Source organism: Parabacteroides sp. HGS0025 (genome assembly GCF_000969845.1).
Classification (GTDB): Bacteria; Bacteroidota; Bacteroidia; order Bacteroidales; family Tannerellaceae; genus Parabacteroides; species Parabacteroides gordonii.
This window is the reverse complement of the sequence record NZ_KQ033904.1, coordinates 229784-250389: the sequence shown is the minus strand read 5'-3', so window position 1 is coordinate 250389 and position 20606 is coordinate 229784. Positions and strand designations below refer to the sequence as shown.

Annotated in this window: 21 protein-coding genes, 1 tRNA gene and 1 rRNA gene; 9 read left to right on the top strand and 14 right to left on the bottom strand. The window is 41.8% G+C overall.

The window, feature by feature from the left end; translation table 11 throughout:
* Window positions 1-620: 620 nt before the first annotated feature.
* The 11 genes from dnaG to HMPREF1212_RS23965 all read right to left on the bottom strand — a co-directional run bounded on the left by dnaG (window position 621) and on the right by HMPREF1212_RS23965 (window position 8708).
* Window positions 621-4532, bottom strand: coding sequence for a DNA primase (gene dnaG, locus HMPREF1212_RS24015; RefSeq protein WP_046151450.1), 3912 nt, complete (start codon window positions 4530-4532; stop codon window positions 621-623).
* On the bottom strand, window positions 4525-4908 hold the full coding sequence (locus HMPREF1212_RS24010; RefSeq protein WP_046151449.1) for a hypothetical protein: 384 nt from the start codon (window positions 4906-4908) through the stop codon (window positions 4525-4527). The genes dnaG and HMPREF1212_RS24010 overlap by 8 nt, the downstream gene beginning before the upstream one ends.
* Window positions 4905-5219 (bottom strand): hypothetical protein, encoded by a 315-nt coding sequence (locus tag HMPREF1212_RS24005; RefSeq protein ID WP_046151448.1) that lies wholly within the window; start codon window positions 5217-5219, stop codon window positions 4905-4907. Before HMPREF1212_RS24005 ends, HMPREF1212_RS24010 begins: the two co-directional genes overlap by 4 nt.
* A gap of 2 nt (window positions 5220-5221) precedes the next feature.
* Window positions 5222-5398 carry a hypothetical protein gene (locus tag HMPREF1212_RS27235; protein WP_198293305.1) on the bottom strand — a complete coding sequence of 59 codons (177 nt, stop codon included), beginning with the start codon at window positions 5396-5398 and terminating at the stop codon, window positions 5222-5224.
* 14 nt (window positions 5399-5412) lie between these two features.
* Complete coding sequence (locus HMPREF1212_RS26450) at window positions 5413-6375, bottom strand: site-specific integrase (protein ID WP_052725109.1); 963 nt, start codon at window positions 6373-6375, stop codon at window positions 5413-5415.
* 151 nt (window positions 6376-6526) lie between these two features.
* Window positions 6527-6742: a DUF2610 domain-containing protein gene (locus tag HMPREF1212_RS23995; protein ID WP_046151447.1), complete on the bottom strand. Its 216-nt coding sequence runs from the start codon at window positions 6740-6742 to the stop codon at window positions 6527-6529.
* 21 nt (window positions 6743-6763) lie between these two features.
* A complete protein-coding gene (locus HMPREF1212_RS23990) occupies window positions 6764-7027 on the bottom strand; it encodes a hypothetical protein (RefSeq protein WP_046151446.1) in 264 nt (87 codons plus the stop codon).
* A 2-nt stretch (window positions 7028-7029) separates the two neighbouring features.
* Window positions 7030-7218 (bottom strand): hypothetical protein, encoded by a 189-nt coding sequence (locus tag HMPREF1212_RS23985; protein ID WP_046151445.1) that lies wholly within the window; start codon window positions 7216-7218, stop codon window positions 7030-7032.
* Between the two features lie 30 nt (window positions 7219-7248).
* Window positions 7249-7662 (bottom strand): hypothetical protein, encoded by a 414-nt coding sequence (locus HMPREF1212_RS23980; RefSeq protein WP_046151444.1) that lies wholly within the window; start codon window positions 7660-7662, stop codon window positions 7249-7251.
* Window positions 7663-7929: 267 nt separating this feature from the next.
* Window positions 7930-8493, bottom strand: a complete 564-nt coding sequence (locus HMPREF1212_RS23970; RefSeq protein WP_046151442.1) for a helix-turn-helix transcriptional regulator — start codon at window positions 8491-8493, stop codon at window positions 7930-7932.
* On the bottom strand, window positions 8490-8708 hold the full coding sequence (locus tag HMPREF1212_RS23965; RefSeq protein ID WP_157317127.1) for a hypothetical protein: 219 nt from the start codon (window positions 8706-8708) through the stop codon (window positions 8490-8492). Before HMPREF1212_RS23965 ends, HMPREF1212_RS23970 begins: the two co-directional genes overlap by 4 nt.
* 133 nt (window positions 8709-8841) lie before the next feature.
* On the opposite strand from HMPREF1212_RS23965, the gene HMPREF1212_RS23960 reads away from it, so the two are divergent.
* Together HMPREF1212_RS23960 and HMPREF1212_RS23955 are read left to right on the top strand one after the other, a co-directional pair.
* Entirely contained in the window at window positions 8842-9216 is a 375-nt protein-coding gene (locus HMPREF1212_RS23960) for a helix-turn-helix domain-containing protein (protein ID WP_046151440.1), read from the top strand.
* Window positions 9217-9223: 7 nt separating this feature from the next.
* Window positions 9224-9604 (top strand): helix-turn-helix domain-containing protein, encoded by a 381-nt coding sequence (locus tag HMPREF1212_RS23955; protein ID WP_046151439.1) that lies wholly within the window; start codon window positions 9224-9226, stop codon window positions 9602-9604.
* Between the two features lie 366 nt (window positions 9605-9970).
* On the opposite strand, the gene HMPREF1212_RS23950 is transcribed toward HMPREF1212_RS23955, so the two are convergent.
* Window positions 9971-10057: transfer RNA gene (locus tag HMPREF1212_RS23950), tRNA-Ser, on the bottom strand.
* Window positions 10058-10202: 145 nt separating this feature from the next.
* Between HMPREF1212_RS23950 and mltG the strand changes: the two genes are divergently transcribed.
* From mltG to HMPREF1212_RS23925, 5 genes are all read left to right on the top strand, one after another.
* Window positions 10203-11246, top strand: a complete 1044-nt coding sequence (gene mltG, locus HMPREF1212_RS23945) for an endolytic transglycosylase MltG (protein WP_046151438.1) — start codon at window positions 10203-10205, stop codon at window positions 11244-11246.
* Between the two features lie 82 nt (window positions 11247-11328).
* A complete protein-coding gene (locus HMPREF1212_RS23940) occupies window positions 11329-12927 on the top strand; it encodes a thiamine pyrophosphate-dependent enzyme (RefSeq protein ID WP_046151437.1) in 1599 nt (532 codons plus the stop codon).
* A complete protein-coding gene (locus tag HMPREF1212_RS23935; RefSeq protein WP_028730710.1) occupies window positions 12924-13505 on the top strand; it encodes an indolepyruvate oxidoreductase subunit beta in 582 nt (193 codons plus the stop codon). Before HMPREF1212_RS23940 ends, HMPREF1212_RS23935 begins: the two co-directional genes overlap by 4 nt.
* A 5-nt stretch (window positions 13506-13510) precedes the next feature.
* Complete coding sequence (locus tag HMPREF1212_RS23930) at window positions 13511-14017, top strand: peroxiredoxin family protein (protein WP_028730711.1); 507 nt, start codon at window positions 13511-13513, stop codon at window positions 14015-14017.
* A gap of 5 nt (window positions 14018-14022) precedes the next feature.
* Window positions 14023-14811 (top strand): 4Fe-4S binding protein, encoded by a 789-nt coding sequence (locus tag HMPREF1212_RS23925; protein WP_046151436.1) that lies wholly within the window; start codon window positions 14023-14025, stop codon window positions 14809-14811.
* Window positions 14812-14816: 5 nt separating this feature from the next.
* Here HMPREF1212_RS23925 and HMPREF1212_RS23920 read toward each other — a convergent pair whose 3' ends face one another.
* Together HMPREF1212_RS23920 and HMPREF1212_RS23915 are read right to left on the bottom strand one after the other, a co-directional pair.
* Window positions 14817-15500: a response regulator transcription factor gene (locus tag HMPREF1212_RS23920; protein ID WP_046151435.1), complete on the bottom strand. Its 684-nt coding sequence runs from the start codon at window positions 15498-15500 to the stop codon at window positions 14817-14819.
* A complete protein-coding gene (locus tag HMPREF1212_RS23915) occupies window positions 15497-17059 on the bottom strand; it encodes a sensor histidine kinase (RefSeq protein WP_232430214.1) in 1563 nt (520 codons plus the stop codon). Before HMPREF1212_RS23915 ends, HMPREF1212_RS23920 begins: the two co-directional genes overlap by 4 nt.
* Before the next feature lie 24 nt (window positions 17060-17083).
* Here HMPREF1212_RS23915 and HMPREF1212_RS23910 point away from each other — a divergent pair, with 24 nt between their 5' ends.
* Together HMPREF1212_RS23910 and HMPREF1212_RS23905 are read left to right on the top strand one after the other, a co-directional pair.
* A complete protein-coding gene (locus HMPREF1212_RS23910) occupies window positions 17084-18400 on the top strand; it encodes a retropepsin-like aspartic protease (protein ID WP_046151434.1) in 1317 nt (438 codons plus the stop codon).
* A gap of 651 nt (window positions 18401-19051) precedes the next feature.
* A 16S ribosomal RNA gene (locus tag HMPREF1212_RS23905) occupies window positions 19052-20578 on the top strand.
* The last annotated feature ends 28 nt before the right edge of the window (window positions 20579-20606 follow it).

Below are 20606 nucleotides of genomic sequence, written 5' to 3'. Positions count from 1 at the left end.
AACTTGCCCTGAATATATTCTGCCAAATGTTGTTTCACCTCTATTTTTGTTGTAACCATGATGAAAATGTATTTTTAAAAAAGTTTTTCCTTATATTCTGCGACCTACCGACCTACAGACCTACAAACGAGATTTGCAATACTCAAATGTAATGATTTTTAGCCAATTAGAAAAATTTAAAGTCTTAAAAGAACGTGTAGGTGACCGACCTACACGACCTACAAGGGTACTTTTTGCCCTTTTTTGCCTATTTTTTGTAGGTCGGTGCCCAAAACAAGAAAAATACCCTCTGACCTACACGACCTACAACAACCTACAGACCTACAAGCGACCTACAACCTACATCTATATATACATATATACTTAAATACTTAATATACATACTATTACTTATTACTTGTTTTGAAAAATTATGAGGCTTGTAGGTCTGTAGGTCTGTAGGTCGCTGTTTTGCGAATATTTTTTTCAGAAAAACACACTATCATCTTTTTCTTTTTAATCTGGGGGGGTACGGGGGGAAAATGAAGATGGGAGAACCGGATACCGGAACTCCCACCACACGAATTGAACAAACAAAAAAAGAATACTCTTTGTCGCACTTTTCAAGAATACTCCCGACACTAAAACGGAAGATCCTGTTGTTTCTTTTCTTCAACCTCCGGCTCATCCCATTCGCTACGTTCCAGGTCAATGTCGAAGTATTGCCGGAATACATCATAATTGAGAGCGAGGCAACTCGTTGTTGTTGATTTAGGATCCATGATACGGATCATCTCGTTATCGACTTTACCACCTTCACGGATATCACCTTTCGGGACTTCTTTAACTTCTTTCCACTTGAACCTGCGAGCGTTTACAACTCCAATATAGGCCGGGTTGGAGCGAATGTTTGCTTCAATGGTGGATTGTGTCGCATCTTCCGTATTGTAGGAAGATTTGGCATAGAGCGTATGGATAGACGACAGGCGAAGATATAGTACTTTTGTTCCTGCCGGTATCGGTATTTCTTTACGCTCATTTCCTGATAGTTTAACCGTTAATTTTTCTGGCTGGTCAATATCGTAATCTCTTCCTTCGATAATGGACCGGGTATTAATCATTACTTCCATCGCCTTAAAGAATCCGGCCAGCTTGTCTGTGCGGGAGATCATTTCGACCTGGGCAATTACTTTCTTTCGGGCAATCTCGTAGAACTCTTCATACGTGAAAGGGAGCTTCAGGTGTGGCGCATGCTCTTCAAGCAGCCGGCACATGGAAAGGAATAAAGATATGGTGTTAATGATACGAGTCATATCACCAGATCCTCCGGAACCGGCCAGTACGGACTTGGTCAGGTCTTTATTGATAGTACGCATATACGACTTGAAATGTTTGCGAACAAGAGGTCTGAGCTTTAGTATTTCAAAAAGGATGTTCGATAGCCCTGTTTTTTCGTAGCCTTTTAGTTCCTGAAAGACGTTTTTTTCATTCTCTTCGTAGGGGGTTGTTCGTTTTGGAACTTCGCATATTACGACACGGTTCATCAGGGCGTTGTCATCCCGTTGGGGAGTTTCCTGACCTGCCAGGATAACGGGGGAGTAGACTTTACTTGTTTCCAAATCTTTGCTTCCGGTCCCTTTTCGTTTTTGTTTTCCATCACCATCGTAACAGACTGATTTCAATCCTTGGAATACCCTGTCGTCTATGTCTTTGTTATTATATTCTTCCAATACTTGCGGTACGTCCCTGAAACCTTCCATAAGCGTAAAGAATGCAGCAGGAGTACCAGTATTAAGATTGAAGCATGGTAAATCCGGATCAATAAACAACGATCTGATAGACACGGCAACCTGTGTTTTTCCTGACATTGTAGGTCCCATAAAAAACAGCGCCGTAAATAAGCGGTCGATCGGATGGATGTCTGATCGGAAAGCACACATGACAGCATATATAATAGCCCACTTCCCGTTGTCGTTTATCTTGTACACCTGGTTCATCAGTGATGTCCAACGTTCGAACGAACATTGCTGTTCCAACGGAATGTTTTTATATACGAACGCTCTCAGGTTCTCGTACATGTCATCATCTTTCCGGAGTCCGGCATGTATGTTGCTGAATGCCGGAGCATAATAGTTCTTACCGTTATGTGTTACCACACCAATGTCTGAGGCCATGTCGATCCGGTATATTCCGTCTACCTCGTGAAATATGGCGTTACTGAAAGCATAGAAGTTTTCCGGTTGTTGGCCATACGTTTTCAATTCGTCACACAGGGTATATTCGTAGCTCATGGATTGTCTTATTTTTTTGAATTGGGCAACTGTCCCGTTTTCAAAATTCAGACCTTCCTCATTAACCAAAGCTTCCTCGAATGAATTGAGTGAGGCGAATATCTTGCTTCGGAGTTCCATGTAGAGCGGTTTCTTATAGTACCGTCGGTTTATCTTAATAATCTTTTTGTTACCTTCGGAATCACTGCTGTAAATATGTAGCAGGGGGATCATGTAAAAGTCAGCCACCTGTAAGTGACCACCTCCGGAAGGATTCTTAAACATATAGCTTACCGGTTCTTTTTCTTTGTTAAGTAGCGGGTAGAATCCGTGTCTACGGTAGTTTGTTTTGTATTCCTCATTTTCTTCTACGTAGTCAGGTACGATGTCCGGATCTTCCCAGATTAGGGAGTCATCGAAACTTTGCTGATGTAGCATGGCGTTTTTCGACTTTTTCTTATCCCGGTAGGGCTTCATCAGTTCCTTGAATGACTTACTGGTCAACTTAAGGACAGAACACCATTCCTTTTCCATGACGGACTGGGCGGCTTCAGAAGCAGAAGCCATAATGTCGGCACACCGGCCATAATAGATCGTCCGCACATCACCTGTCTTCTCTTCCATTGCCGCAGCATATAGCCGAGTGTAGAAGTCTACGAATTCAAAATCGATATCGTCTTTTTCTATATATAGGGTGAAGCCTGCTTTGAACAGATTGCAGAGTGTAACAAGCAGGTCGGACTCCCGTCGTTCGTCGAAGGTTATGTTTGAACTATATGTAAAATGCAAGTAGGCTGCATGTCGGCGGAACTCCTGTATCTGGTCGGCCGAAGGGAGTCCACAAACGTATATGATCGGCTCTTCGCCGTAATTTTCTTTGAATTCGGTAAAACTGTCCGTAAGGATACAGTTTTCGCTGATATCGGGAAGAGTACTCACCAGTTCCTCGATACCATAAAATCCCGGTTTCTTTATGTCTTCGTCTTTCGGGAGCGAAACCGTGAACTCCTTTATCTTGTTTTTTATCGTATCGGATTGTATTTTAAGTTTTTCCGATAATTTCGTAGTATAAGATATGCTTAATGACTTGTCTTTAACAAGTGCAATACATTCAGCTATGAAAGTCAGGTGCTCGTTTTTCAGGATAGGATCTTCAAAATCCTTTTCGTAAATGCCGGCCAAGTAGGTTACCCAGTCTGTTTCGTGGTTATGCAGATAGATGGCCAACTCTTTTTCCGGCATCTTCCGGGCAAAACTGTCCGGATCATCGCCGTCCGGAAGTGATACAGCTCGGACGTTGGCGCCTGCTTCCAGTAGTGCTTTGATGTTTTTAACGGAAGCATTTATTCCTGCTTCGTCACAATCGTAAATGAGTGTAATATTTCGGGTGAACCTTATGATTGTTTTTATCTGTTCAGGTGTAAGGGCGGTTCCGGATCCGCAGACCGTATTGCGTACACCGGCACGAACGAATGATAGCACATCGAATTGCCCTTCCACAAAATACACTCGATCTTGTTGTCCAATGGCTTGTCTCGCTTGGAATAGTCCGAACAGGGCATTGCCTTTATGAAATACGGGAGTCTCTCCGGTGTTATAATACTTTACGTTGTCTGAAGGCTTGATGGAGCGTCCGGTGAAACCTATCACATTACCTTTTAGGTCGTAATAGGGGAACAGAATCCGTCCGCGGAAAGAGTCGTAGACGCTCTTTTCTCCTTTTGTGGCCAAGCCGGCTTGTACCAGGGTGTCGGAGCTGAAAGCGGAGCGTTTCATGTCGTCGATCAGTGTACGCCAAGTGTCTGGAGCAAAGCCTACATGGAAGAGTTCGAGTGTTTGATCTTCTCCGGCATTCCATCCGCGGGAAAGGAGATAAGATTTTGCTTCGTCGTTGGCGGTCAGATAACCGGTGAATTTTTCCGATGCAGCCGACAGTGCGATCAGTAGCGATTCTTTTACTGATACTTTCTGTTGTTCTTCCGGAGTAAGCTCCCGATCAGGGACCTCTATGTGACAACGCTTTCCCAGACTCCTGATAGCTTCCGGGTAAGACATGTTTTCATGCTTTTGCAGAAAAGTAATGACATTCCCTGCTTCTCCACAGGCAAAACATTTATAAATCTGTTTGGCAGGACTAACACACATGCTGGGGCTACGATCCGTGTGGAACGGACAGATGCCCCAATAATTGACACCTCTTTTGCTCAACGTCACATACTCGCTGATCACATCAACTATATTGACGGCATCGAGTATTTGATCTATTATCTTTTGTTCAATCATTATCTTCAAATAGTTTTAATTGCCTTGCGTCGAATGCTTCTCTAAGAGTTACCTGGAAATGTTCTATCAATCGGAAATATTCATCTTCAGTCATTCGTTCCTTTCCAAAATATAAATTCCACCAGCGCTTTTGATTCATTCCAATTGCCTTATAGAAGGCTTTCGTAGGGGTGAAATATTCGGGATTAACGAACTTGATTGTCAGTATTTCCTGTACCAGGTTTCGTCCCTTCTGTTCAGCAACCGGTATACGATATCGATGGACATATAACTGGACAGCCATTTCGCTTTTCCCTAAATGGGTCGCGATATTTTTGAAAGACTGCTTCCCGGCATTATCTTTCAAATATTGAATTTCTTCTTTTCTCCAACTCATTTTCTCATTATTTTATCAAAGTTCTCACTAAATTCATAATCTTTGAATGACAGGATAAACATGCAGCAAAACTTAACGAACAGATCCGGATTAGACTCTTGCTTTTCAATGCCATCAACGTTATATGTTATGACAAATATTTTTGAACCTTTGGATTCCACGTTGTCAAGATCATATAAGCGTCCAGGTTTTAAATCTGTCAACATTTTGAATATTTTATCCTTATATTGATGGAAAGCCTCAGAGCCATATTTTTCTTTATATTGATTGTACCATTCCCAGCTATTTAGCCGATATTGTTTTAAGTCCATAATCAATACAGCTTTTCAAGTTCAACCTTTAGGAATACTAATCTCCGTTCGGCATCCGTACGACTATTTAAAGGTTTACCGGATAGATAGGAACAGATGCAATCATCCAGATAACTGGCATCTTCAGGCGATATGTCCTGGATGATGATTTGACCGTTTTTGTCTTTTTCTACGTACATATTATAATTGTTTTTTATGATAAATATCCATTACCAGCCAGTGCCCTCGCATTGTCTTCCAGTGTCATACGATCGTATCGATCAAAACAAGCTGATGTTTTATGACCTGTGCATTTCATTATTTTATTGCTTGGTATATTGTTTTTGATCATATTTGTCGCAAAAGTTCTACGAGCAGTGTGCGAACTGATCATTTCGTATTTAGGCTTACGGACCATTACAATCTGATCCGCTTGCTCTTCCTCGTATACAATCTGTTCTGTGAGTCCTACTTTTTTGCATATATACTTAATAGCTTTGTTGAAATATTGGATACAGCGGGTTTTAGGCATTTGTCCACCATATTTGACAAATATTTCACGCACATATTCGGTCATGGGAACGACCGCTTTATTTTTGGTCTTTTGCTGAAGGATATGGATATTTTCTCCTTTAATGTTATCAGCAGAAAGTCGTGAATAATCAGAATATCGTTGCCCAGTCATACATCCAACTATAAACATATCTCGTATCTCCTCCTGCTTGGGTGTCAGATTATCATAATAATAGATACGGGCTATCTCTTTTTCGGACAAGTAAATGAAAGTGGAGTCATTTTCGCGTACTTTGGCATCGGAATAAGAGTCATCCACAGCCCATCCGTTCAAGTAGGCTTTCCCCAAGAGATATTTAAGTTTCGTTATCATGCTTTTGATTGTAGATATTTTCAGCCCTTTATCTACATGCAGGTAGTCTACAAAGCCGTCTATTTCCTCCCGTCCTATTTGATTCGTTTTATAAGCATGACCTATGGTATCTTGATAGTTCAAGAAATGCTCCAACAAATTCCTATAGAGAGAAAAGTGTTTACCTTTCTTTTTTAAGTTGATAAAAAGTACACCGAACTGGATGAAATTGCAGGACGGAAGATTGCGGAAATATTCGCTTTGTAATTGTGATACATTATAACTTGAAAATTCTAACTGAAGTGCACCCATGATATTTTGTTTTATTTATCAGAAAATAAGCACTACATTTGTAGTGTTAATAGCCTATCTGCGTAAGCAGGAGAGAGTTTACAGAGCCGTTCGGTAGCCGCCGTTCGGCTTTGCTGCTTTTATACCATTTCGTTAGCGTCAACGGAATGGTTCATATCTTTCGTGATATGAATCTTATTGCTTGTGCAAAAGCTACAGGATTTTCATTTGCCAACTGATGAAGTTTTTTGAACTTTTCATCTATTTTGGAGTGATACCGGCACATTCGGTTACATGCTATGTCTACTCGACCACTTCCGTATACCCAGATCATTCCGGCATACAATCGAACGTTCTTCATGATCTTTTTAGCCTGTCTTAGTTTCATGACTCTTTTTTTTAATTTATATCACCAATCCCCTCCATCATTCGTGATGCCAGAGATTATTGTTATTTGATTGTCTGGATTCAATCCACCAGTGTCTAGCATTTCCGGAGTAGGATTATCCTCTGTATCTCCGTGCATCATCACATACAATGTACCACTACCACTATACAGCCAAAGACGCTTGCCATCCTTTTTCCATTTCTTAGCTAATCGTTCCAATGATTTAATTAGCTTCATTTCTTCAGGAGTACATTCGACTCCGGCTTCTGTGCTATATGTTTTCATATTCACTTCTTAGTTGTTAGTTCTGTGAAAAATTTTTCTGCTAAATAAACTATATCACACGCGGTTTGAATTTCATTTTTTCCGGATATGGTATGAAGCCGCAATTGTGTGCCAACTTTATTGAGTAAAGGCATCAGGTAGTCCGGTACATCTATATTGCCATCTTTGTCAGCCTCGTTCCAGTTTTCCATATATCATATATTTTTAGTTGTTAGTTATAATCATCTTATTCGGAATCCGCCTGATTGTTCGCAAAAATCAATCAAACCCTCTACTTTGTTTATAAATTCCTCACCTGGAGGAGCAGCCCTTTTATTGACAGACAAAAGAATCTCTTTCTCTTCTTCTGTTTTTTTCTCCCATTCTTCTCGGATAGCTCTTTTTACAGAAACATACCCTCTGAATAATTTAGCCATCGCCTTGGCTTCTGATGGAGTGACTTTAAATCCATCGTTAGAAACTGGCGAACCCGGTCCGCGAGAACCGTTGTACACATAAAAGCCAGGGTTGGCTGTATTATCTCCATAGCCAAAAAGATAACAGGCGCCTGTCTCATTCAATATCATCGGCCATGTAAATGCCATTCCTCTTGGGGAACCAGCATCTTTATTTTTAGGCATTAAATCGTATCCCATAAGTTCAATTATTTTTATAAGTGATTCTATTTGTTCTGTACCCTAGTCTGAATAGTATCTAATGGAAGATCGTACTTTGGTAATTTTTTCCCCTTATAAGAAAAACAGTGGCCATACGAATCCCATCTCACTTGTTTAACCAAGGTCCCTTCGACAATAGCTCCAAACATTGAGTCTACTGTATCCAGGCTATTTTTCTTAATTTTTTCGATTACATATCCAAGCGACTGTGCCGCTGTTTCGAAAGTTTGAGTATTGTATCCCATGTTAGATTATTCTTTTATCGTGTGCCCATGAGGCGACTTCGATGTTATTATTTACTCCAAGTTTTGAATGAATACGTTGAATATGTGTGCGAACTGTAGCCTCTGTTATTCCCAGGATATCAGATATCTCTTTTGTTTGTTTGCCTTGACATATTAGAATAATTATCCGGTATTCTGATCTGGTAAGGGAACCGTTTGGTGGAGTAGGAATTCTACAAACAACATTGAATCCTGGACATGTAGAAATCAAGGAATATCTTGGTGCATCGGGAGTGAGTTTACCATCAAGCAAATCAGCTCTGTAATCTAGGTTTCCATAGCGACAGCCGGCAAACATCTCCTCTTGTTCATCAGCGGTTATTAAGCCAAATTCTTTTTTTATTATGGCCAATGTTGTTTTATCTGCTGCCAGCTCTGCTTGGAAATATTCTCTGTATTCAGGAGCCATCATGAGATAAGGTAATTTATTCCCATTTTGCAAAAAGAAAACTCGACCTTCATTGTCGCGGAAGACTTCTATACCTTGTCCGAAAATACCGGCAGGTAGTTTAGGTAGACTATTCATAGCACAGTGTTTTTTAACCGTTCAACATCGTTAATCTCTCTTTGATGTTTTAAAGCAAGTTTTAGAGCCTGTTTTTCAATTCCAACATGAGTGGCTTTACCAGACATTACCCTCATAACATAAGCTTTAGAAAAACCTGTACTAATAGCTAAATCAGTAACCCACTTTGTGGGTAATTTTTTCTTTAGTTCATTTTTTTCATCTTTTGTCATCATAATTATGTATTGCATTTATGTCGCATTTGTATTAACTTTATATCGCAAAAGTACAATATAATTCATATAACGCAATATATTTCACTTTAAAAACGAAGTATTTTGTATTTATTAACGCATTATAATTCATGTGATGTACAACGGAACGATAATAGATCAGCTTTTAAGTGAAAGAAAATTGAGAAAAAAGGATATACAGGATGCTCTTGGTATAAGCTTTAATTCTTATAAAACAATCGTTTACGGTAATCCTACCGTAAAAACATTGGAACCTGTTGCGGACTTCTTTAATGTATCTATGGATGTTTTTTTTAATCGTGAATTTTCTTGTTCTAATAAGATAGGGAATGTTTCAGGGAATAGTAATACGATACAGCAAGGAGAAGTAAATGTGATGCAGTCTTCATTGGAAAAAGAGATAGAAAATCTCAAACTCTTATTAGTAGAAAAAGATAAGGTAATATCTGAAAAAGAACGATTGATAGGAGTTTTGATGAAAAATAAATAGTGAATATATGCATATAGGGAACAGAATACAGCAGCTAGTAGAAGACAGTGGACTGAGTGTTACTGGTTTTGCAAAAAAAATCAATAGGGGAAGAGAGCATGTTTATACTATATTCAAAAAAGAGAATATTGACACAGGATTATTAATTGAGATTGCAAAAGTCTTATCTGTTCCTGTTGTCTGTTTTTTTGATGAAGAAGAGATATGTGAGAATAATCAAATAGGAAAAATATCTGGCTCAGGGAATAGAGTTCAGCAGGGTCATGTAAATGTAATGCAAGAATTTCAGGAAAGAGAGATTGATAATCTAAAACTACTATTAACTGAAAAGGATAAAGTTATATCTGAGAAGGAGCGACTGATACAGATTTTAATGAAAGGCAAATAATAAATGTATATCAAAAACTAATAGTTACTAAGTAATATACACAATATGAATAAACATCTTATTAATCAGGCTGATATGAGCCTTGTTTTTTTGTTTATCCGGGATAGTTCCGGGAGAAACAGAGAGAAAAACAGTTTTTACACACATTGATTATCAACAAAAAATCTACACAAAAATGTTGCCAAATAGTCTTCTCATCCCGACTACAGGTGAGGTAAATCAGATAATGGTTTACCTCTTTTTTTGTCTTTTCGGGAGCATTTTCTGAATATTTATGGATTAGCGAAAAGGGGTAGAAGGTAGAGATTTAGGCGAGGGAGTAAAAACAATAAAGGCCGTTAATCTTTCAATTAACAGCCTTTAGAGCGGAAGCGGGGGGATTCGAACCCCCGGTACCCTTACGAGTACGTCAGTTTAGCAAACTGGTGGTTTCAGCCACTCACCCACACTTCCATGTGTTCTGTGCTTCTTCCTTCGAATTGCGCTGCAAAGATAGAGGTATGTTTTTAAATAAACAAAGCTTTTTGCATCTATTTTTTAAGAAAAAGATGCTACTTTTGTTGCCGATTCTGATACTCAGGATTTTATTTGATAAGAAATGAACAAGAAAAAACAGTCGAAACGAAATATAATAGCAGGAATACTCCTCTTTTTCGTCCTTTTGATAGCTGGTGTGGGGGTGTGGGGATACCGCCTGGCTTGGGCTCCTAACTTTATGCCACAGGAAACAGTCTATATTTATATCGGGAAGGACAAAAGTTTTACTGATTTATGCCGGCAGTTACAAGACTCAGCGGATTGTAGTCGGATAGGTAGTTTTAAACAACTGGCAGGAATGTTGAAGTATCAGGCTAATATAAGAACCGGGAGATATGCTGTATCCCCCGGAATGAGTAACCTGCAACTTCTGAATGATTTACGACGCGGACATCAGGTAGCAACTCGTCTGACTTTTAATAATATCCGTTTTAAAGAAGACCTTGCGGAACGGTTGGACGAGCAGTTGATGCTTGATAAAGACGAATTGTTGTCATTGCTTAATGATTCTGGCTATTGCGACTCATTAGGATTTACAACGGAAACGATAACTTCTCTATTTATTCCCAATACGTATGAAGTGTATTGGAATATCCCGGCAGACAAGCTGATGCAGCGTATGAAACGAGAGTACATTGCTTTCTGGACAGATGCCCGGTTGGAGAAAGCCAAAGCAATCGGTCTGACTCCGGCTGAAGTCGCAACACTCGCATCCATTGTGGAAGAAGAAACGGCCGCATCCGACGAATATCCGATCGTGGCAGGTCTCTATCTGAACAGGCTTCATCGTGGAATACCTTTACAGGCAGACCCGACAGTGAAATTTGCAGTCGGTGATTTTACGTTGCAGCGTATCCTTTTTGAACATCTGGAAGTCAATTCTCCATATAATACATACAAGCATGCCGGGTTACCTCCCGGGCCGCTGCGCATACCGACTATTAAAGGAATGGATAGCGTATTGAATTATATGAAGCATAATTATCTTTATATGTGCGCCAAGGAAGATTTTTCGGGACGGCATAATTTTGCCGCAACATTGGCAGAGCACAACCGCAATGCAAACCGATACCGGGCTGAGCTGAACCGTAGAAAGATTAGATAAACTTTTTGCTTATTCTTTATGGTAAAAGCTGTATCTTTGGCAGTTGGTATACATAAAAATCAATTTAAGAAACGAAATATACATGGAAAAACAACTATTCTTGGGGGACGAGGCTATCGCACAGGCTGCGATCGACGCCGGCCTATCTGGTGTATATGCCTATCCGGGTACCCCTTCAACTGAAATTACCGAGTATATACAGGGCTCGGCTGTAGCGAAAGAACGGGGAATACACAGCCGTTGGAGTACAAACGAAAAAACAGCGATGGAAGCAGCATTAGGTATGAGCTATGCCGGAAAGCGTACGCTTTGCTGTATGAAGCATGTAGGCTTGAATGTGGCAGCCGACTGTTTTATGAATGCGGGAATGAGCGGTATAAACGGAGGTATGATTATCATAACTGCTGATGATCCTTCTATGCACTCTTCACAAAACGAACAGGATAACCGTGTATATGGTAACTTTGCTATGATTCCGATGCTGGAACCTTCCAGCCAACAGGAAGCATACGATATGGTATATGATGGCTTTGAACTTTCTGAGAAACTGGGTTATCCGGTTCTGATGCGTATCACTACCCGTATGGCACACTCCCGTGCAGGAGTGGTAACCCGTCCGATGAAAGATGAAAATACAATGAATTGTCCGGCAGACGGACGTCAGCGGTTTATCCTGCTTCCGGCTTTGGCCCGCAAACGCTTTAAAGTATTGCTGGAAGTGCAGAAGCAGTTTGTCGAATCATCTGAAACATCCAAATACAATCAATATTTCGATGCACCTAACAAAGACTTGGGTATTATTGCAACAGGTATTGCTTTCAACTATCTGTCTGAAAACTATCCGGACGGATTTGAATATCCGGTATTGAAGATCAGCCAATATCCGCTGCCACGCAAACAGATGGAAAAACTTATAAATGAATGCAAGGAAATTCTGGTTCTGGAAGAAGGTTATCCGGTGGTGGAAGAACAATTGAAAGGATATATGGGTACAGGTGTTAAGGTTCATGGCCGTTTGGACGGAACTTTGCAGCGTGATGGCGAATTGACTCCGGATGCGGTAGGAAAGGCATTGGGTAAAGAAATCGTAAGCTATTATGCAATTCCTGAAGTGGTGGAACAACGACCGCCTGCATTATGCCAGGGTTGTGGCCACCGTGATCTGTATGATGCTTTGAATGAAGTACTGGCTGAATACAAAGATCCGAAAGTGTTCGGTGATATTGGCTGTTATACATTAGGTGCTTTGCCGCCGTTCCGCGCAATCGATACCTGTATCGATATGGGTGCTTCTATCACTATGGCAAAGGGTGCTGCTGATGCAGGCGTTTTCCCGGCTGTATCGGTAATCGGTGACTCTACATTCACTCACTCAGGTATGACTGGATTGCTGGATTGTGTAAACGAAGAAACAAACATCACTATCGTTATTTCTGATAATGAAACAACTGCGATGACCGGTGGACAAGACTCAGCCGGAACAGGACGCCTGGAAGCTATCTGTGCCGGTATCGGTGTGGATCCTGCTCACATTCGCGTAATGGTTCCGTTGAAGAAGAACTACGAAGAGATGAAAACGATCATCCGCGAAGAGATCGAATATAAAGGTGTATCCGTTCTGATCCCGCGTCGCGAATGTATTCAGACATTAACAAGAAAGAAAAAAGCAAGCAAGAAATGAGAGCAGATATTATATTGTCAGGTGTAGGAGGACAAGGTATCCTCTCTATTGCCGCCGTTATTGGAGAAGCCGCTTTGAAAGAAGGTCTGTATATGAAACAGGCAGAAGTACATGGAATGAGTCAGCGTGGAGGGGATGTACAGTCGAACCTGCGTTTATCTGACCAACCGATCGCATCCGACCTGATCCCGAAAGGACATGCCGACCTGATTATTTCCCTGGAGCCGATGGAAAGCCTTCGTTATCTTCCTTATCTGAAGAAAGATGGTTGGTTGGTGACTAACTCACAGCCGTTTGTAAATATCCCTAATTATCCGGATATCGACAAGGTGAACGAAGAACTGAATAAGTTGCCTCATAAAGTGATCCTGGATGTAGAAGCGATAGCTAAGGAAGTTGCTACTGCCCGTGCTGCTAATATTGTCATGTTGGGAGCAGCTGCTCCGTTTATCGGAATTGAATATAACAAGATAGAAGACGGTATTCGTCGTATCTTCGGACGTAAAGGTGAAGAAGTGGTTGAAATGAACCTGAAAGCACTGAAAGCCGGTTACGATGTTGCCCAAAGTTTAAAATAAAGCGTATGAACAAGTACCTCTTAACCGCCATCCTGACGATCTTTGCCTTTATTGCCCGTGCACAAAATGACGGGGATATAATAAAGGTAGGAGATCAGATGCCGGCATTTACCATCGTTTCCGATAACGGAACAAAAATGTCGTCAGCAACCTTGAAAGGAAAAGTGACCCTGGTAAACTTTTTTGCCACCTGGTGTCCTCCCTGTCAGAAAGAACTGGCAGATGTGCAACAGAAACTCTGGCCGAAGTATAAGGATAATAAGAACTTTCAGCTGTTGGTGATCGGCCGTGAACATACGGATGCTGAACTGGCTAAATACAATGAAAAGAAAGGTTTTACCTTCCCGTTGTATCCGGATAAGAACCGTGCAATCTTCGGAGCGTTTGCAAAGAATCTGATTCCTCGTAGTTATTTGATTGGTAAAGACGGTAAAGTGATCTATGCCAGCAAAGGATATACGGAAGAAGAGTTTGCAGAATTGATGGAAAAGATCGAGGCTGCTGTAAAATAAATAATATGCAATATCAGAATATACATTTAATCTATTTTTCTCCAACACATACTTCGGCAAAGATCGCGTATGCTATTGCCGAAGGGTTGGGGGGCGATACATTATCAGAATCGGATATCACTCATGAGGCACTGAAAGAAACGCTTCATATAGAAGGTAACGAGTTGGTGATCGTGGCGGCTCCTGTCTATGGCGGACGGGTTGCGGAAACGGCTATGGAGCGTATTCGTCTGTTCGAGGGAGAAAATACGCCGGTCATTCCGGTTGTCGTGTATGGTAACCGCGACTACGAGGATGCCTTGAAGGAATTGAGCGATGTGTTGGTTGCACAAGGTTTTGTGCCTGTCAGTGCAGGAGCTTTCATCGGGGAGCATTCTTTTAGCCGGAAAGATATGCCTATTGCTGCCGGTCGTCCGGATAAGGAAGATTTGCAGAAAGCGTCTGAATTCGGAAGAGAAGTACTGAAGAAATTGGATGCAGTGTCTTCTCTGGCTGATTTGCCGGTGTTAGAGACAAAGGGTAACTTTCCATATAAGGTAAAGGGGCCTTCAACGCCACAAGCTCCGGTAACAGATGAGGATTTGTGCACGCAATGTGAGTATTGCATCGATGTATGCCCGATTGCAGCCATATCGATTGTAGACGATCATATGTTCAGCGATCCGCTTCTTTGCATCAAATGCTGTGCCTGTGTGAAAGAGTGTCCGGAAGGAGCTCGTACGTTCGATACACCTTATACGGCTATGCTTCATAAAAACTTCAGCGCACGTCGCGAACCGGAATTGTTTGTTTGATTTGACTAAATGATCAGTTTATAGCCGATCCCCCGGATGTTCACAATCTGAACCGAGGGATCGGCTTTTAGTTTTTTACGTAGCTTGGTAATAAATACGTCCATACTGCGTGCGTTGAAAAAAGAATCGTCCCCCCATAACTTCAGTAATACCGGCTTGCGGTGTAATATATCATTTATATGTAGGCAGAGCATGCGTAATATTTCGGCCTCGCGATGGGAGAGAGTTTCTGTATGGTCGCTGATATGTAAGGTCTGGCGCGGATAGTCGAATATATATTGTCCGATGCTGAACACTTCCGGCTGTTTTTCTTCTTCCATAGTGATCGGGCGGTTCAGTAAGGCCAGGATACGGACGATCAGTTCTTCCATATCGAAAGGTTTTTTCAGATAGTCGTTCCCTCCCAAGTGGAAACCGGTAACCAGATCATCGACCGATGAACGGGCGGTGAGGAACAGGATCGGTGTTCGCGTATCAGTTTGACGGATCATTTTAGCGACGGTAAATCCATCCATTTGAGGCATCATTACGTCCAGCACCAATATATCCGGTTTTAAGCGGCTGTATAATGCCATTGCTTCATTACCGTTCGCAGCTATTGTAATCCGGAACTCCTGGCGGCTTTCTAGGCTGTCCTTGATTATTTTGGCTAATGCTATTTCGTCTTCGGCCAGTAATATATGTATCATTTCTTTTCCGGTATTAAAATCGTAAATGTACTTCCTTCTTTTTCTCTGCTTTCAACGGAAATACTTCCGTTGTGCCGTTCTATAATATCTTTTACGTAACTAAGTCCGAGCCCGAAGCCTTTTACATCGTGAATATTCCCTTTGGGGACACGGTAGAAGCGTTCGAATATACGGCCTGACTGGGAGGAGGGGATGCCTATGCCATTATCCGCCAGATCGATTTGTATTCCTTTTTCCGTCCGGACTGCCCGGATGGAGATATATACGCTCTTGCCGGAATATTTGATCGAATTGTCGAGCATATTACTGATCACATTGGTGAAATGTAATTTGTCGGCATATACTGTTACATCTTCCGGTTCGCAAGTGATCTCAAAAGAAACAGGCTTTTCTGCTTTTAGCTTGAATTGCAGTGTCAGACTCTCTATAACGGGTTTAATTCGGAATGTTTCTTTTAGTAACCGGAAATTTTTCCGCTCGTCAACGGCCATGCTAAGTATTTTTTCAACCAACCCCGAAAGATGTTTCAATTGTTGCCGGCACAGCGTGAAGTATTCTTCCCGTGTCTCCTTTTGTTCAACGAAGTTGAATGTTTGCATAGCGTCAATTGCTGAGTAGGTGATGGTTATCGGAGTCTTTAGCTCGTGTGTCATGTTATTGACAAAATCATTTTTGATCTGGGCAATCGTTTTCTGACGTAGGATAGTGCGTATCAGATAGATATAACAAGCCGTCGTTATGATGATCAGCAAGAATGAAGCGAGGAATAGCGGGCCCATTTGTTTGATAACTGTCTCTTCCGGTGCGATGATGAATCCTCTCATTGCGATGCTGTCGTCTGTGTTTACTCCTATTTTCTGTGTAGGAAGTAGATTACCCGGATTCTGGTCGTCCGATAAAGAAGAGGCTAGGAGAGTGTCTTTCCCTAGCGTAAAATCGATAAAATGAGCATTGTGTATGCCTTCTGCTTTAAGGAGGGTAGACCATAAGCTGTCTACTTTTTCAATATCGACGGGAGAGAGTCCGTTGATCGCTTGCCAGATCCCTTTGAATGCCATTCTCATCATAGGCGTATTTTCCGGCTTATAAGCCTGGAAAACGGAACTGTCGCTTTCATTGAACAGTTGGAGACGGGTACGGGAATAATATCTCCGGGGTGTCTGTTGGGATGCAGCATGTGAAGTGCTGTCCATTGAAAAATTAAACTCGACTTCACCATGCGGTGCACCGGCTGTCGTATCATTTTTCATCTTTTCCATCCGGTTCGTCAAGTCTTCATTTATGGCTTGCTGAAGTGTCTCATTGATAATTCTCCCGATTTGTTGCTTCTCGATATTGTAACTGTTCCACAACCAATATCCCTGGAAAAAGAATATTCCCAGAACCGATAAAGAGACAAAGATCAGTATAAGCCGCATCTGTAATTTCATATTACAAAGATAGATGGATTTATCTCCGTTCATTCCGGTGGTAACACTAAATAACAGAAGATTGCAAAGCGGTAACATGAAGGTCGGAGTAGTCTGTCTATATTTGTATTGTCCGAATGGATATATCATATTTAAAACTTAAAATAAGAAATTATGAAAAGCAAGTATCGTTTATTAGCAGGTATTGCAATTTTATGGATAGGCTTGCTCCAACCTGTTGAAGCCCAGAAGGCCAGCAAGCAAATAGGAGACCTGATCAACCAGTCTGACTGGTTCCGTTTGGAAGAAGAGTATCCAAAGGTAACGGGGCAGATCCGGTCGGTTGCCGTAAAGGCTTTATCGGAAGTGATGATCGGCGCTTACTTCAACAAACCGGAGGAAACTATTCTGTTGATCGATTCTTTATTAGAGCATCATCAGGAAGATCTGGGATTCCCGAATGTCAGTAGCATGGTCGCCCTTCGTGGTAAATTACAGGGAGAAATAGGGCTGTATGCACAGTCTGCTGACGGATTGTATGATTTTCTGAACCAGATACAGGCTTTTGCGAAGAAAGAAGACTTTCCTTCCCACCAGCAAATAGCAGATTATTATAATGTTTTGCGTAATGAAGCAGCGCCTCTTATTGTCCGTCCGGATCAGGATTCAGAAATTCCGATGACAATAGAAGAAGCGGGTAGAGGTGTCCTGATGTTTGTCCCTGTCCGGATTCATGGTAAAAATTATAGATTTATTTTTGATACCGGAGCGGGAAGTACATTTATTTCCAAACGTTTGGCTGATGAAATAGGGATTCGGATCATACGGGATTCATTACATATAGCAGGCGCTTTTGCTACCGGTACCGGTAAAAGCGGTATATTAGATAGTATGGAAGTTGGGGATATTGTTTTTAAGAATGCGGTTGTTACGATAGCTGACCCCAATCCGGCAGTGGATACTGTTTATCAGGTTGATGCTGTTTTGGGAACCGATTTTATGCGGTTGGTCGGTCAGGTCGATATTTATCCGGTAGATAAAAAAGTAGTATTTCCGGTGAAAAAGAGTTCACTTCCTGATACTGGTAGAAACATGTGGCTGTATGATGGTGGCTTGAGACTAAAAGTTTTTTCAGGTGATGAACGGTTACGTTTTGTTTTCGATACAGGTAATGTTCGTGCCGATATGTTTTATCCCTATTATCAAAAACATAAGGAATGGATTGATAAGGAGGGCGTTAAGGAAACCATTTCCGGAGGTGGGTTTGGTGGTGTGCGAACTTTTGAAGTACTTCGTTTGCCTTCTATTCCGATGCGTTTAGGTGATACCTCTTTTCAGTTGAAGAATATTCAGGTGGAATGTAATGCTTCTGATGCGGAGAGTTATCAAAATGGTGAAGACGGTTCTCTGGGAATGGATTTTATAAATTTATTCCGGCGGATTACCATTAATTTCGATTCGATGTATTTGGATGTGGAAAAGGATAATTAATAAAAAAGCATCTTACAGGGTAAAAACATTAGGTATAATAAGATGTAAAGATCACATCTATACAAAAAAATCGTTCAACAGCTGTTCTTTATTCATTCAACAATTATCGAATAATCATTAGACAGTTGTCGAACGAATAGAAAACATATATCGAACGAATAATTCTTTGAATCGGAAATTTAATTGTCTTGAGGAAGAAAGTTTTTCATCTGGGAATGCCCTGGAAGCCTCCCTGTATTTTTTTAGTCTCTTTCACCCGTACATTATAATACAGTGCCTACCGTGAAAAAATAAATAAAAAATAATTGGTGAAAAGTTTGGAGTGTAATAGTAATTCTTCTACTTTTGCACCCGCATTCGAGAGAGAACGGCGCATGATACATGATGAAAGAGGTAACCTGTGTAAAGGGGATGAGGTTAGCGATGCTAAGCAACAATCCAACCGCCACAGCGACTTCAGAAAAACTTTTCAAATTTTCTTCTGAAAAATTTGGTAGTTAAAAAAAAGTCCTTACCTTTGCAGCCGCAATCGAAAAGAAAGCGAAAGTTCTTTGAAAGATTTACATATCAACAAGTAGTACAAGTATTATAATTAATACCGTCAAAACTTGAAAATAAATAACGGATTCTGAGCAAGACAAAACAATTTATACAACGAAGAGTTTGATCCTGGCTCAGGATGAACGCTAGCGACAGGCTTAACACATGCAAGTCGAGGGGCATCAGGGGGTAGCAATACTCTGCTGGCGACCGGCGCACGGGTGAGTAACGCGTATGCAACCTACCTATCAGAGGGGGATAACCCGGCGAAAGTCGGACTAATACCGCATAAAACAGGGGTCCCGCATGGGAATATTTGTTAAAGATTAATTGCTGATAGATGGGCATGCGTTCCATTAGATAGTTGGTAAGGTAACGGCTTACCAAGTCTGCGATGGATAGGGGTTCTGAGAGGAAGGTCCCCCACACTGGTACTGAGACACGGACCAGACTCCTACGGGAGGCAGCAGTGAGGAATATTGGTCAATGGGCGAGAGCCTGAACCAGCCAAGTCGCGTGAAGGATGAAGGATCTATGGTTCGTAAACTTCTTTTATAAGGGAATAAAGTGCGGGACGTGTCCTGTTTTGTATGTACCTTATGAATAAGGATCGGCTAACTCCGTGCCAGCAGCCGCGGTAATACGGAGGATCCGAGCGTTATCCGGATTTATTGGGTTTAAAGGGTGCGTAGGTGGTTTATTAAGTCAGCGGTGAAAGTTTGTGGCTCAACCATAAAATTGCCGTTGAAACTGGTTAACTTGAGTATATTTGAGGTAGGCGGAATGCGTGGTGTAGCGGTGAAATGCATAGATATCACGCAGAACTCCAATTGCGAAGGCAGCTTACTAAACTATAACTGACACTGAAGCACGAAAGCGTGGGGATCAAACAGGATTAGATACCCTGGTAGTCCACGCAGTAAACGATGATTACTAGGAGTTTGCGATACACAGTAAGCTCTACAGCGAAAGCGTTAAGTAATCCACCTGGGGAGTACGCCGGCAACGGTGAAACTCAAAGGAATTGACGGGGGCCCGCACAAGCGGAGGAACATGTGGTTTAATTCGATGATACGCGAGGAACCTTACCCGGGTTTGAACGCATTTGGACAGTCCTTGAAAGAGGATCTCTAGCAATAGCCATTTGCGAGGTGCTGCATGGTTGTCGTCAGCTCGTGCCGTGAGGTGTCGGCTTAAGTGCCATAACGAGCGCAACCCTTATCTTTAGTTACTAACAGGTCGAGCTGAGGACTCTAAAGAGACTGCCAGCGTAAGCTGTGAGGAAGGTGGGGATGACGTCAAATCAGCACGGCCCTTACATCCGGGGCGACACACGTGTTACAATGGTGGGGACAAAGGGCAGCTACCTAGCGATGGGATGCTAATCTCTAAACCCCATCTCAGTTCGGATCGAAGTCTGCAACCCGACTTCGTGAAGCTGGATTCGCTAGTAATCGCGCATCAGCCATGGCGCGGTGAATACGTTCCCGGGCCTTGTACACACCGCCCGTCAAGCCATGGGAGTTGGGGGTACCTAAAGTCCGTAACCGCAAGGATCGGCCTAGGGTAAAACCGATGACTGGGGCTAAGTCGTAACAAGGTAGCCGTACCGGAAGGTGCGGCTGGAACACCTCCTTTCTGGAGCGAAGAGTTCGTTATCAAGTTG